Raw genomic sequence first — 13672 nt, 5'->3', positions numbered from 1 at the left:
GCAGCGATGAGCGCGCGCTTAGCGAGGGGATGGCGATTGAGGGTCAGCGATTGTCCTCAACGAGCTCGCGGGCCGCGTCAGAGGAGGTCGAAGCGCCGCCGTCAAAGGTGCAAGAGCCGGGGCGCTCAAAGCAAAGGGCTATTCAGGTTTGGGCGGCGGGAGTTTGCGTAAGGTCATTGCGCCAAGGCTGCTCTCAACGCGCAATTTGCCGTCTTCTAACCAGCCCATCACCCCGTCGAAATCGGCAACGCCCAGGTCGTTGCGATGAAAATCAAAGACCCCGGTTTGACCTTCGCCTACTGCGCGTTCCCCCCGCAGTTCAAAAGGCCCCGAGAGAACTTGATAACTGCTTAGGTAAAGTTCGATCGTCTCGGGCTTGTCGCAGGCTTCATCGGGAGACCACTCACCCGTGTTTGCAGTTCCATAAATGACTTCGCCATTGGCGCACAGGCCTCGCACATCGGCATACCGAAAAGGCTCACCGCTCTCAGCCGACACAATGCGCAAAAATGGACCATCATTTGTGGTCTCCACACCGCTCCAAGTGAACTGCGGGGCGACAGGTTTCGGCTCGCTTTTGAAGAGTATTGCACCGTTTACCTCGGTCCACCTACCCCTTGCCTGCAGATCAAGACCGCCCACCGAAAGGCCCCAGTCAAACGTGCCGTCTTCACGGACAATCATGCCCATCGCGGTCTCAAAACTGTTGCCGTCGTAACGGCCAACATATTGCGATGCGGTTTGGGTTTGCGTGGTTTCAGTGGCACTTTCTTCACCAGATGAAGACGCCTCTTGTCCAAGCGCGGCTGAAGGAAGGCTTGCCGCCAAGGCGAGTGTTAGATGTCTCAAGCGCATGGCTGACCAATAGCAGGCCCGACCTACAATAGCGAAACTTGAGACAACAAACTTCAAAAAAGGCGCAGCCTTCCGCCTTTGAGAAACCCGAGATACTTACGGTTTCTTTGCCGCTTGCGCTAAAACTGGGTTGTCAGCCTCAGGCCAGCGAGCACGCCGGCGCTGCGCGCGGCAATGGTGCTGTCGACCACTTGCAAATTCGCAGTGACGCCCAGCCAGTCATCGATCTGATAGGTGTAGAATGCTTCCACGCCCTGCTCTTCTTCCAACTCCAAACGAAACGCTATGTCATCGACCAATTCATTGGTCAGCGAATAGTGGAAATATGCGAGACCAAAGCGGTCTTGTGGGCGAAAGCGCGGGTTGCCGGCTATTCCGAAATACCCCGAATAATCGAGGAACGATGGATCACCCATCGTCGCTTGAAAACGTGCGATCACGCCCCAGCCTTTACCTTTTGCTTCAGGATACTGTTTGATAAATTGATAGCCTGAAAGCTGCACAGCAAGCTCGCCGCTTTCATCTCCAAATGTCCCAACAGGTTGCGGCGGTGGGAAGAGTGCTGATGGTAGAAGGTCGCGCGCAAAATCGTCTCTGGACGAACCAACAAGCGCGAATGTGTAATAGCCGGGCTCGCCGCCAAGATTAGCAATGCGCGTCGCCGATGCGAGGAAAGCGACGCCGTTATCAAACGGATCTTCGAGGCCGCTGCGCTGATATTGGGAGTCCACGTCAAAGACCCACAAGCGGTAGATCACCTTCTTTGTGGGCACAGTAAGAAACGCGCCTGTGACCGTGTTGGGAGCGATGCCTGTTGGGGGCAAAGAGATGCCAAGGTTCTGAAAACCGATATGTCCATTGCTCGCCTTAAGCGGGGTGACTTTAGTGACATCGAGGATATTGAGCTTGCCGAGTTCCAGCAAAGCACCGCTGTCCCATTTGTATTCCAAACTGGCTGAAAGGTCGACTTGACCTCTGCCTTCTCCGCGGAACAGAGCTGTGTTGCCCGGGATAAGGCCATTGGCGCCGTTAGAATCCTCGCCCCAACGAAGTTCCGGACGAAGGTTTAGGGTAAGTTTGGAGGAGGCGCCGATCGCGCTGCCGTTGATGCGCACATATCCGTCAACGCGGCCGCCATAACGCACCACGGTTCGGGCATCACCCGAGATTGGGGCATCAACAAATTGGGAGGCAACGACTTTGATATCCAGAGGATCGTTCTTGGGCGCGCTCTGACTTATGTCCGGTGCCGTATCTGGAGTTGCTCCTGAAGGCAAAGCGGGCGCAAATGTTGTCTCAGCTGCGAGGGCTGGTTTGGCCTCTTTCTCTGGCGTGTTTTGAGCCCAGGCGGGCGCTACCATCGTTACCGCGGCCAAACTCAAGAATTTGAACCGCACAGGTAACATGCAGCTAGTGCGCGATGACATTGCCTCTTTGATCCTCTCTAAAGAGGCACACTGCATTGTGCCTTCCCGCTCGGAACTACAGATGGGCGATTAAGAAAGTAAAAATCAAGGGTCTAGTTCAGCATTTTATGGAGCTGATAAGGTATATTCTACAGTTGTACCAATAATACCACCTTTGGTGCAGAGGTATCAGCGCGGCAATTCAGACACACCCATCAGTGCTTCATCCACGGCGCGCGCGCATTGGCGCCCTTCGCGGATTGCCCAGACCACAAGACTTTGCCCCCGGCGCATATCGCCACAAGCAAAGACATTAGGGACGCTGGTGGCGTAGTCTTCTTCGTTCGCTGCAACATTGCCGCGATCGGAAAGCTCTACGCCTGATTGGTCTAGGAGGCCCGCTTTGATAGGGCCAACAAAGCCCATCGCAAGGAAGATCAGATCGGCTGGGATCGTGAATTCGCTCCCCACAATCTCGCGCATTTGGTGGCGGCCGTTATCGTCCTTAACCCATTCAACGCGTGCACATTCAAGGCCGGTGACTTTCTCGCCATCGCCCACAACACGTTTGGTGAGAACCGCCCAATCACGCTCGACGCCTTCTTCGTGGCTAGACGAAGTGCGCAGTTTCAATGGCCAGTTCGGCCATGTCATCGCCTTGTCTTCCTTTTCAGGAGGCTTGGGCATAATCTCAAGCTGAGTAACGGATGCTGCGCCTTGGCGGTTGGATGTACCCACACAGTCAGAGCCCGTGTCACCGCCACCAATCACAACGACATGCTTGCCGGTTGCTTTGAGCGTTCCGCGCGGTGCGGCGCGCGATTCGTCGTCGCCTGCGTTGCGCTTGTTCTGCTGTGTCAGGAATTCCATCGCCAAACGAACACCGTTGAGTTCAGCGCCCGGAATTTGCAGCTGACGTGCGTTCTCCGCGCCGCCTGACAAGACAACCGCGTCGTAATTTTCCTGCAAAGATTGGAAGGAGACATCAACGCCCACTTCCTTGCTGGTTTTGAACGTCACCCCTTCCGCTTCCATCTGGACGCAGCGTCGGTTGATGAGGTGCTTTTCCATCTTAAAGTCTGGAATGCCGTAGCGAAGAAGCCCGCCAATGCGGTCGTTCTTTTCAAACAAAGTGACCGAGTGGCCAGCGCGCGCCAATTGCTGGGCTGCTGCCATTCCGGCAGGGCCAGAGCCCACGACGGCGACCGATTTTCCGGTCTTCTTTTCGGGAACTTGCGGTGTGACCCATCCTTCTTTCCATCCGCGATCGACAATCGCGCATTCGATGGATTTGATCGTCACGGGCTGATCAACAATGTTGAGCGTGCAAGACGCTTCACAAGGCGCGGGGCAAACGCGGCCCGTAAATTCCGGGAAATTGTTAGTTGAATGCAGCACATCGAGTGCATTCTTCCAGTCGTTTTCATAAACGAGATGGTTCCAGTCCGGGATCATATTGTTCACCGGACACCCGTTGTGACAATAGGGAATCCCGCAGTCCATGCAGCGCGAAGCCTGTGAACTTAGCGTCTCATCGGATGGCTGAACCACAAATTCGCGGTAGTTTTTAAGCCGCTTTTCAGGCTCGATATAATCACGTTCGCGGCGGTCGAGTTCGAGGAAGCCTGTGTCTTTACCCATGGTTGGTATTCCTATTCCGCTGCCACGCTTGCTGCTTCAAGGCGCTCTGCCTCGATTGCCTCAAGGGCGCGTTTGTAATCGGTTGGCATGACTTTCACGAATTTGGTCAGTGCTTTGTTCCAATCGGCGAGCAGGTCTGAGGCGACCTTGCTGCCGGTATGGAGCTGATGACGTTCAACCAAGATACGCAGGCGCTCTGCATCGTGACGCAGCATATCGCCCATGCCAAGGTCGTTGACGGAAAGGGTGCGTTGGCTTGGACGGCCCATTCCCTCGTTCTCATCCGTTTCGCCAGAGATGGGCTCCAGCTCAACCTGCGCGTGGTTGACGAGATCGGAGAAATTGCCGTCTTCGTCATAAACATAAGCGACACCGCCGCTCATGCCTGCTGCAAAGTTGCGGCCCGTTTTGCCAAGCACAACGACAACGCCGCCGGTCATATATTCGCAGGTGTGATCGCCCGTGCCCTCGACAACGGCAATCGCGCCAGAGTTGCGAACTGCAAAGCGTTCTCCGCCGACGCCTGAGAAATATGCCTCGCCCGAAATCGCACCGTAAAGTACGGTGTTGCCGACAATGATGTTCTCATTCGCGACGCGCTGTGATCCCTCAGGCGGACGCACGATAATGCGGCCTCCAGAGATGCCCTTGCCCACATAGTCATTGGCATCGCCAACCAGATCAAGCGTGACACCGTGGGCGAGCCAAGCGCCAAAGCTTTGGCCCGCTACTCCCGTCAGATTGATACGGACGGTATCAACCGGAAGGCCTTGGTGCCCATGGCTCTTGGCGATGGTGCCAGACAGCATGGTGCCAGCGGTACGGTTGACGTTGCGGATCTCATAATTGAGCTCCACCGGCGTCTTGTTCGCGATCGCCTCGCTTGCGTCTTTGATGAAGTGATTGTCGAGCGCAGCATCGAGACCGTGGTCCTGCGTCTCGGTGTGGTTGAGGGGCGCGCCTTCTTCCAATTCTGGAGCAAACAATAGGCGATCAAGATTGATGCCTTGCGCTTTCCAGTGGCGGTGCATGCGGGTCATGTCGAGACGGTCGACCCGGCCCACCATTTCCTCGACCGTGCGAAAGCCCAATTCGGCCATGATTTGGCGCAGCTCTTCGGCAACGAAGAACATGTAGTTGACCACATACTCTGGCTGTCCGGTGAAGCGTTTGCGAAGCACAGGGTCCTGTGTCGCGACGCCCACAGGGCAGGTGTTGAGGTGGCATTTCCTCATCATAATACACCCCGCAGCGATCAGAGGAGCGGTCGCAAAACCAAACTCATCCGCGCCAAGCAGCGCGCCGATAGCCACATCGCGGCCTGTGCGAAGCCCGCCATCAACTTGGACTGCAATGCGTGAGCGCAGATCGTTGAGAAGCAGCGTTTGCTGGGTTTCGGCAAGGCCGATTTCCCATGGGGACCCTGCGTGCGTTAGCGAGGTCAGCGGCGATGCGCCGGTCCCGCCATCATAGCCTGAAATCGTCAGGTGATCGGCTTTTGATTTGGACACGCCAGCGGCCACCGTGCCCACCCCCACTTCGGACACGAGTTTCACGGAAATGCGCGCCGATGGCTGCACGTTTTTGAGATCGTGGATCAGCTGCGCGAGGTCTTCGATCGAATAGATATCGTGATGAGGCGGCGGCGAAATCAGGCCGACACCCGGCGTTGAGTGACGCACCGCGCCGATGCGCTTGTCGACCTTGTGACCCGGCAGCTGACCGCCTTCACCCGGCTTTGCGCCCTGCGCCATTTTAATCTGAATATCGTCGGAATTGGCGAGATATTCCGCTGTCACACCAAAGCGGCCCGAGGCCACCTGTTTGATGCGGCTGCGCATAGTGTCGCCGTTCTCCATCGGCTCAAAGCGGAACGGTTCTTCGCCGCCTTCGCCCGTGTTCGAGCGCCCACCAATGCGGTTCATCGCAATCGCGAGGGTGGAGTGTGCTTCGTGGCTGATCGAGCCAAAGCTCATCGCGCCGGTTGAGAAGCGCTTGACGATTTCGGCGGCGGGTTCAACTTCGCCGATATCAAGCGGCCTATCGGCCTTCTTGAATTCCATGAGGCCGCGAATGGAGAGCAGGCGTTCGCTCTGCTCGTTCACGCTACGCGCAAACTCCTCGTAATTTGCATGGTCATTGCCGCGCACAGCGTGCTGCAATTGCGCGACGTTTTCCGGCGTCCAAGCGTGCTCTTCGCCGCGCAGACGGTATTGGTAGATACCGCCCACATCGAGCATGCCAGCATAGATCGGGTTATCACCGTAAGCGGCCGTATGACGACGGATGCTTTCCTCAGCAACCTCAGCCAAACCAACGCCTTCGATGGTGGTTGCGGTGCCGGTGAAGTAGCTTGCGATAAACTCAGATGACAGACCCACAGCGTCAAAGATCTGCGCGCCGCAATAGCTCTGATAGGTCGAGATGCCCATTTTAGACATGACCTTGCGAATGCCTTTGCCGACCGCCTTGATGTAGTTCTTTTGAACCTCGTCGGCGGTCAGGTCAGAGTGCCTTTTCGCGCGGATGTCTTCGAGCGTTTCGAACGCTACATAAGGGTTGATCGCCTCTGCACCATAGCCAGCGAGCACGCAGAAGTGGTGCACTTCGCGCGCTTCGCCTGTCTCAACCACAAGGCCGGTTTGCATCCGCAGGCCTTGCCGCACGAGGTGGTGGTGCACCGCTGCTGTTGCCAAAAGCGCGGGCATGGGCACACGGTCCTCGCTTTGCGCGCGGTCAGAAATCACAAGGATGTTCTGGTCCTGCAACACCGCTTCGGTCGCGGCCCAGCACATTTCCTTGATCGCCATCTCAAGGCCTTCGGCCCCGGCGCTGGCATCCCACGTCATATCAATGGTTTCGCAGCGGAATGCCCCATCCAAGACCGCTTCGACCGAGCGGATTTTGGCCAGATCATCATTGGTGAGGATGGGTTGCTCCACCTCAAGCCGCTTGTGCGTGCCTGCATCATGACCCAGCAGATTGGGACGCGGGCCGATCATGGAAAGAAGGCTCATCACGAGCTCTTCGCGGATCGGATCAATCGGCGGGTTGGTCACCTGCGCAAAGTTCTGCTTGAAATAATCGTAGAGCAGACGCGCTTTGTTTGAGAGCACTGCAATCGGCGTATCAGTGCCCATCGAACCGATAGGGTCATCGCCCTTGGTCGCCATTGGCTCTAAGAATTTGGTGATGTCTTCCTGCGTGTAACCAAAGGCTTGCTGGCGCTGGAGGAGCGTCGTTTCAGAGATCAGAACCTCAGACAGCTCCGGCTCAATCTCGCTGATATCGGCAAGCTTATACTGCGCTTGCTCAAGCCATTTCTTGTAAGGCTTGGCCTCAGCAAGGTCGGCTTTAAGCTCTGCATCCTCAATAATGCGGCCTTCTTCAAGGTTGATGAGGAGCATTTTACCCGGCTGCAAACGCCATTTGCGCGTGATGTCTTCTTCGGCAAACGGCAAAACGCCGCTTTCGGAAGCCAAGCACACAATATCGTCTTTGGTGACGCAGAAGCGCGCCGGGCGAAGGCCATTGCGGTCAAGCGTCGCGCCGATTTGACGGCCATCGGTAAAGCACACAGCTGCCGGGCCATCCCATGGTTCCATCAATGCTGCGTGATACTCGTAAAACGCACGGCGCTCTGGGTCCATCTGGTCATTGCCGCCCCACGCTTCAGGGATCAGCATCATCATGGCATGGGCAAGGCTATATCCGCCAGCCAACAGCAATTCCAACGCGTTATCAAGGCACGCCGTGTCCGATTGCCCGTGCGGGATAATCGGCCACATCTTATCAAGGTCCGGCCCTAAAAGGTCACTTTCCATCGTGCGGCGGCGGGCGTTCATCCAGTTCACATTGCCGCGATTGGTGTTGATTTCACCATTGTGGGCAATCAGGCGGAAGGGGTGCGCCAAACGCCAGCTTGGGAATGTGTTGGTGGAAAAACGCTGGTGCACAAGGCCCAGAGCCGAGACACAATCAGGGTCGCGCAAATCGTCGTAGAAACTGCGCACCTGCTCACACAGCAAAAGCCCTTTGTAAACGATGGTGCGGCTTGAAAAGCTCGGCACATAAAGGTCGGTGAGACCCGGTAGATCGTGCTTTTCCTGAAGCTTGGCGAGCGGGTTTTGCACCTGCTTGCGGATCACCAGAAGCTTACGTTCAAACGCGTCCTGATCTTCGCAATTCTCGCCTTTGGCGATGATGGCTTGCTGGATTACGGGCATCGAGTCGATAACCGCTTTACCAAGCCCATCCATCGTTACCGGCACATCGCGCCAACCGAGGAGGACCTGACCCTCTTTTGCAGTAAACTTCTCAAACTGTTCGGTCACAAAGGCGCGCGCAGCCTCGTTTTGCGGCATAAAGCACATGGCAACGCCGTATTCGCCCGCCTGCGGCAGGTTTACGCCGTGCTCGCCAGCCCAATTGCGCATAATCGGATCCGGGATCTGCATAAGCAGCCCCGCACCATCACCCAGCAATGGATCTGCGCCGACCGCGCCGCGGTGGTCGATCCGCTCCAGAATCTGAAGCGCTTGCTCAATAATGGCATGACTTTTCTCGCCCTTGATATGGGCGACCATGCCTACTCCGCAGGCGTCATGTTCATTGATCGGGTCGTAGAGACCCTGGGAATCTGGGTATCCCATGGCGAGGTTCCAATCTGTCAGATGCCACCGCTCGGGCGTTGTGCGCATAGTGCGCGCGGCGGTGGCGAGGTCAATCAGATCTGCACGCCTTAGCGCGCAGCATCTGTTTCAAACCCTATTGCAGATGGATTATCCATATTGCAACCGCGAAGAGTGAAATTTTATTTCACCACGGGTCAAATTTTGGTTTCTTTAGGCAAGGTGCCTTGCAGTAAACGCGCGATCTTAGTCAGAATCGCCCGATTATGCCGCTCCGCGAAGGTCTTGCAAGTGTGCCAAAGCGCTGCGCAACTCCTCTTCCGTCCGGCCAAGGACGTTGTCGTTGGGTTTTGTCGGAGCGCCTTGATTGAAGCCATGCTCGGTAAACAGCGCAAGCGCTTTTAGCGCCTCTGCCAATGCGGCCTCGCGTGCGATGTCATTGTCGGCGACACGCGCACGTGCCTGTGTTTGGTGGTCATGCAATGCGCCTGCAAAACGTTCGACCATTTCGACAAGACTGAGGTTTTCAGGAGGTTTCTGACGCAGTTTGTCGAGGGCATTTTCCGGCAAATTTTCATCGTTTGCAGTGATTTGCTCAGGTGCAGGCGATGGTTCGGGCGTTGCTTGAACTGCATTTTGGGGCAGATCACCTTCAGACGTGCTGGCTTCGGACTGGTCTTCAACCCACACACCATTTCGTCTTGGTAGCGAGGCAAATTCATCAAGATCAAGGACGCGAGGCTTTTTCGCGTGTGCTTGGAATGATTGGGCTTGGGATACGCTTGGTTGGGAAGCGGTTTCAGCGCCGTTTGCCGCTTCGCAAGTCGCGCCCTCGCATGATTCGATCAAAGCTTCCTTGAAATGCTTGCGAGTAAAGGCCCACTCACCGTTCTTGTGCTTTCCATCATCCCCATCAAAACCTTCGGGCGGCTCCATTTCATAACCGCGCTTTGCCAGTTCTCCGAGAAGCGGCGTTTGCACGCCATCACCCTCACTTGAAGTCTCGAGCTCGCCGGATGCGTCGTCCATTTCAGCAAATTCGGCCGGCTCCGCCTCATTGCGGGAGCTAGGGGTATCAAGCGGCGCATCAAGACTGTCGCTGCCCAGGTCATAGGCTGGGTTAATCGGCTGAAGCTCACGCGACTTGAATGCCGACACAAGAATGCCATCGCCGCCCATCATCTTTGCCCGGTTCGAAAGCGCGCTGGCGACGATATAGCCAAGCAATGCGCCGGCAAGGCCAATCCCTACTGAAAGAATAATACGCGTGAGAAGCAAAGGAAGGTAAACCCCTGTAAGCGATGAAACCCGCGCGATCGGTTGGTCGGGCATCACTGCCGTCATCAGAGCGAGAAGCAAACCTCCCCAGATTGTCACCATCGGCACAAAGGCGCGGTGCTTGGGAATAGACATGAGTGAAGATTTGTTGCCGCTGCTTTTTTGTTTGCGCGACGTAGACTTGCCATGCTTCACGGCGTCCGCGTGTTGCCTGACAATTTTACCGATATGCTTACTCGATTGCATTGCGCTCATTTGCCTTTTTTGGGCCCATTGGCGCTTATGATCGCGCCTTAGGCCTGTAACCCCTGATCGCGGCCCACCACCTGCAGTGTGCTCGCGTCCAAGCTTTGCGCTAAAAGGATATGGTAAACATCGAGATAACGCCGCGCATTTGAATGCCAATTATGCCGTGCCTGCACGTGCTTAAGGCCGTTTTCGCGCAAAGTGTCCCATTCATCGCGCCGTTCGAACAATTCACCCAAGGCATCTGCGCACGCCGCCGGACTATCAGGATCAAACAAAAAGCCGGTTTCGCCGTGCGTTATCAATTCGCGGTGACCGCCCACATTTGAGGCAGCAACCAAGCGCTGCTGCGCCATGGCTTCGAGCGGTTTTAGCGGCGTCACAAGATTGGTGAGGCGCGAGGCTTTGCGCGGGTAGGCCAGAACATCGATCAATGAATAGTAACGTTCAACCTGATCGTGCGGCACGCGGCCTGCGAAAATCACGGCCTCTGGCTCTGGTAGGGCTGACGCTGCTGCCTGCCACTCTTTGTCCATATTGCCGGCCCCAACGAGCAGAAGTCGGGCTTGAGGGTGGGTTTCGCGCAGAAGAGGCATCGACGCGATCAAATCATCGACGCCTTCATAATCGTAGAAACTTCCGATGTAGCCGACCACTGGCGTATCCGGCGATAGGCTCAACTCGCTCGCCAATGCTTCGTCGCGTGGTACAGGTTCACCAAACAAGGTGAGGTCCACGCCATTGGGCATGACGCCAATTTTGCCGCCCGAAATACCGCGCGCAATCAAATCATCCCGCAAACCATTGCAAATTGTAAATATTGTGTCCGCGCTTGAGGCAATTTGGGTTTCAAGCGTGCGGGTAAGGCGGTACTTCATGGACCCTTCGCTACCCGTCAAATTACCGACCGCTGCGTCTTCCCAAAAAGCGCGGATTTCATAGACGAACGGCACGCCCAGCTTGCGCGCGGCTCGCATCGCGCCGCCGCCACAAAGCGCCGGCGAATGGGCATGGATCACATCAGGGCGCCATTCTTTGGCAAGCTCAAGGATCGCGTCCATCAGCGCCGTCATCTCGCGAAACTCAGAAATGCCTATCGGACCCTTGGGTGTGCCTTGAGTTCGGTGAAACGTAAGGCCATCAAAGGTCTCCTGCATTTCGGTCCAATCCGCTTCGTTATTGTGCCGCTGCGACGTGATGCCGCGCACCTCAAGCCCCGCCGCTTCCTGCGCCTTCAAAATTGCGCGCGTGCGGAAGGTGTAGCCGCTATGGAGCGGAAGCGAATGGTCTAGAACGTGCAGAATCCGTGTCATGCGCAGCGATATAAACCGATTGTGCTTAACGCCGCGTCAACCGCATTGCCGTAAAGCGCGAGAGAAAATGATCGACTATTTCGCTCTTGCTTTGGGCCATTGCCTTCTTGTGCTCGCATTTATGCGGCTGGTCATGCGTGACAGCTTAGATATCGATCCTGCGATCACAGAGCTTAAGGAAGCGGCGGATGCAAAGAGGTCCGTTGGAAAGGGCAATAGGCGCAGGCAGCGCGGTTCTTCCGGTCCCGAAAAGGGTTCGGCTGCGCAATGATCGATTTCATCTTTCTTGCCTTTATCGGATTTGTCTTGGCCCTGGGATTGAAGCGTCCGTATTTGTGGGTGCTGCTCTATGTCTATATCGACATTCTTGCGCCGCAGTTGATTGGCTATGGCGTCATTCAAAGCGTACCGGTTTCGCTCATTGCCTTTGGGGCCGCTTTTGTCGGCTGGGTTTTGTTCGACCGCAAGGAAGGCGCACGCTTTTCTTTGCGGCAGGGGTTGATACTCGCATTGCTGGTTTGGTGCTTCATCACCTTGCAATTTGCCGACTACCCGGTCGAAGCGCAGACCAAGTGGGATTGGGTATGGAAGGCCATGGTCTTTGCCATCTTCCTTCCCTTCACCATCACAACCCGTCAGCGAATAGAAGCGCTCGCGCTCACTCTGGTGTTAACGGTGGGGATGATTGTGATCTCAACCGGCATGAAAACCGTGCTGGGCGGAGGCGGATATGGAAGTCTCAAGTTTTTCGTCAAAGACAATAGCGGGATTTACGAAAGCTCGACGCTCGCAACGGTCGCCATTGGCCTTATCCCGGTGATCATGTGGTTCACCCGCTTCGGAACGATCATCAAACCGCATTGGACGGTGACAGGTTTTGCTGCCGCCTTGTGTTTTGCTTGCCTGATGATCCCCATCGGCACCGAGGCGCGCACCGGCCTCGTGTGTATCGCGGCGCTTGGTGTTTTCCTGCTGCGCTACACTGAGAAACGCCTGATGTTCATTGCTGCGGCGCCAGTGTTGGGATTGATAGCTTTGCCATTCTTACCCCAAAGCTATTACGACCGCATGGCCACTATTGCGCAGCCGGGAGGAGACGAAAGCGCCTCTACAAGGATGCAGGTCTGGGCTTGGACGATTGATTACGCTGCCGACAATCCGCTTGGTGGCGGGTTCGATAGCTACCGATCCAACTCTTTTACCTACACCATCCCTGTGCGTGAGCAGAGCGGCAACACGACCACCACGCAATACCGCGAAGTGACCGATGAAGGGCGCGCTTTCCACTCGTCCTTCTTCGAATTGCTAGGCGAGCAAGGCTATCCCGGCCTTATCCTATGGCTGCTTTTGCACGGGCTTGGCGTCCTTCAGATGGAGAAGACCTACAGGCGGTGGAAAGGCAAAACGGATGAAAGCGAGGCATGGATTTCCCCGCTTGCCGCCGCCCTTCAGATTGCAAGTCTCATCTACCTTGTCGGTGCGACCTTCCAAGGGATTGGATATCAACCTGTGATGTTGATGATCGTAGGTCTGCAAATCGGGCTGTATTCGTATATCACGAGGCTTGATTCGGCAAAGCGCGCTTTGGTCACGGATCAGGTCTCGCGGCGTCCGAACAGGGATGCCAATCGCCGAAGCAATGGCCGCAAATCTGACCCAGAGCTAGCATTGCCGTAACGGCATGGGTGCGGCGAGCCCACGGCCTCTCGCTTTATCGTTGCGTTTAGGCCTTGCGCCTGCCAAAGATGCTCCCAACTTAACGTAAACGTAAACCGTGCGGACCCACGCGACGTGGGCCGTTTAAGGGAAGGGAGTAGCCTCATGTCACCACAAGATCTGGCCGCCAAAGTCGGCGAAAACATCGGCACATCCGAATGGGTCGAAATGACTCAGGAAAAGGTCAACATGTTCGCTGATGCGACCGGCGACCATCAGTTCATTCATATTGACGAAGAAAAAGCCAAGATGACCCCGTTCGGCGGCACCATCGTGCATGGCTATATGACCTTGTCGATGCTCCCATATCTTGGCGCAAACTCAGACACGCCAAAGATTGATGGCGTGAAAATGGGCGTGAACTATGGCGGCAATAAAACTCGCTTTATCTCACCTGTCCGCGTTGGAAAGCGCATTCGAGGCCATTGGAAGCTGCTCGAAATGAACGAGAAGCGTCCTGGTCAATGGCAGCAAACCTGTGAGATTACCATCGAGATCGAAGGCGAAGAAAAGCCTGCCCTGATCTGTGAGTGGATCACCCAGCTTTTCGTTTGATCCGGCAACGTTTTCAGGGCGCGTAGAGTTT

The 13672-nt window shown here is 55.9% G+C and carries 9 protein-coding genes; 3 read left to right on the top strand and 6 right to left on the bottom strand.

What is annotated here, in order from left to right:
• Window positions 1–138: 138 nt before the first annotated feature.
• The 6 genes from ABJ205_RS08315 to ABJ205_RS08290 all read right to left on the bottom strand — a co-directional run bounded on the left by ABJ205_RS08315 (window position 139) and on the right by ABJ205_RS08290 (window position 11370).
• Window positions 139–849, bottom strand: a complete 711-nt coding sequence (locus ABJ205_RS08315) for a hypothetical protein (RefSeq protein WP_348159942.1) — start codon at window positions 847–849, stop codon at window positions 139–141.
• Window positions 850–974: 125 nt separating this feature from the next.
• On the bottom strand, window positions 975–2216 hold the full coding sequence (locus tag ABJ205_RS08310) for a carbohydrate porin (protein WP_348510044.1): 1242 nt from the start codon (window positions 2214–2216) through the stop codon (window positions 975–977).
• A 234-nt stretch (window positions 2217–2450) separates the two neighbouring features.
• Window positions 2451–3902 carry a glutamate synthase subunit beta gene (locus tag ABJ205_RS08305; RefSeq protein WP_348159938.1) on the bottom strand — a complete coding sequence of 484 codons (1452 nt, stop codon included), beginning with the start codon at window positions 3900–3902 and terminating at the stop codon, window positions 2451–2453.
• Window positions 3903–3913: 11 nt separating this feature from the next.
• Window positions 3914–8554, bottom strand: coding sequence for a glutamate synthase large subunit (gltB, locus tag ABJ205_RS08300; RefSeq protein WP_348159937.1), 4641 nt, complete (start codon window positions 8552–8554; stop codon window positions 3914–3916).
• Window positions 8555–8797: 243 nt separating this feature from the next.
• The gene (locus ABJ205_RS08295) at window positions 8798–9946 is read right to left on the bottom strand and encodes a hypothetical protein (protein WP_348159934.1); all 1149 of its coding nucleotides are present in this window, start codon (window positions 9944–9946) and stop codon (window positions 8798–8800) included.
• Between the two features lie 158 nt (window positions 9947–10104).
• A complete protein-coding gene (locus ABJ205_RS08290; RefSeq protein ID WP_348159932.1) occupies window positions 10105–11370 on the bottom strand; it encodes a TIGR04063 family PEP-CTERM/XrtA system glycosyltransferase in 1266 nt (421 codons plus the stop codon).
• 67 nt (window positions 11371–11437) lie between these two features.
• On the opposite strand from ABJ205_RS08290, the gene ABJ205_RS08285 reads away from it, so the two are divergent.
• From ABJ205_RS08285 to ABJ205_RS08275, 3 genes are all read left to right on the top strand, one after another.
• Window positions 11438–11641 (top strand): hypothetical protein, encoded by a 204-nt coding sequence (locus ABJ205_RS08285; protein ID WP_348159930.1) that lies wholly within the window; start codon window positions 11438–11440, stop codon window positions 11639–11641.
• The gene (locus ABJ205_RS08280; RefSeq protein WP_348159929.1) at window positions 11638–13047 is read left to right on the top strand and encodes a putative O-glycosylation ligase, exosortase A system-associated; all 1410 of its coding nucleotides are present in this window, start codon (window positions 11638–11640) and stop codon (window positions 13045–13047) included. The genes ABJ205_RS08285 and ABJ205_RS08280 overlap by 4 nt, the downstream gene beginning before the upstream one ends.
• 144 nt (window positions 13048–13191) lie before the next feature.
• Window positions 13192–13641 (top strand): MaoC family dehydratase, encoded by a 450-nt coding sequence (locus ABJ205_RS08275; RefSeq protein ID WP_348159927.1) that lies wholly within the window; start codon window positions 13192–13194, stop codon window positions 13639–13641.
• Window positions 13642–13672 lie beyond the last annotated feature (31 nt).

This window comes from Erythrobacter sp. (assembly GCF_039988855.1).
GTDB lineage: Bacteria > Pseudomonadota > Alphaproteobacteria > Sphingomonadales > Sphingomonadaceae > Erythrobacter.
This window is presented reverse-complemented; position numbering and strand designations above follow the sequence as displayed.

Coding starts and splice junctions, on each gene's coding strand:
- ABJ205_RS08310 (WP_348510044.1), bottom strand. CDS start 2,216: ATGGTAGCGCCCGCCTGGGCTCAAAACACGCCAGAGAAAGAGGCCAAA.
- ABJ205_RS08305 (WP_348159938.1), bottom strand. CDS start 3,902: ATGGGTAAAGACACAGGCTTCCTCGAACTCGACCGCCGCGAACGTGAT.
- gltB (WP_348159937.1), bottom strand. CDS start 8,554: ATGGGATACCCAGATTCCCAGGGTCTCTACGACCCGATCAATGAACAT.
- ABJ205_RS08295 (WP_348159934.1), bottom strand. CDS start 9,946: ATGTCTATTCCCAAGCACCGCGCCTTTGTGCCGATGGTGACAATCTGG.
- ABJ205_RS08290 (WP_348159932.1), bottom strand. CDS start 11,370: ATGACACGGATTCTGCACGTTCTAGACCATTCGCTTCCGCTCCATAGC.
- ABJ205_RS08285 (WP_348159930.1), top strand. CDS start 11,438: ATGATCGACTATTTCGCTCTTGCTTTGGGCCATTGCCTTCTTGTGCTC.
- ABJ205_RS08280 (WP_348159929.1), top strand. CDS start 11,638: ATGATCGATTTCATCTTTCTTGCCTTTATCGGATTTGTCTTGGCCCTG.
- ABJ205_RS08275 (WP_348159927.1), top strand. CDS start 13,192: ATGTCACCACAAGATCTGGCCGCCAAAGTCGGCGAAAACATCGGCACA.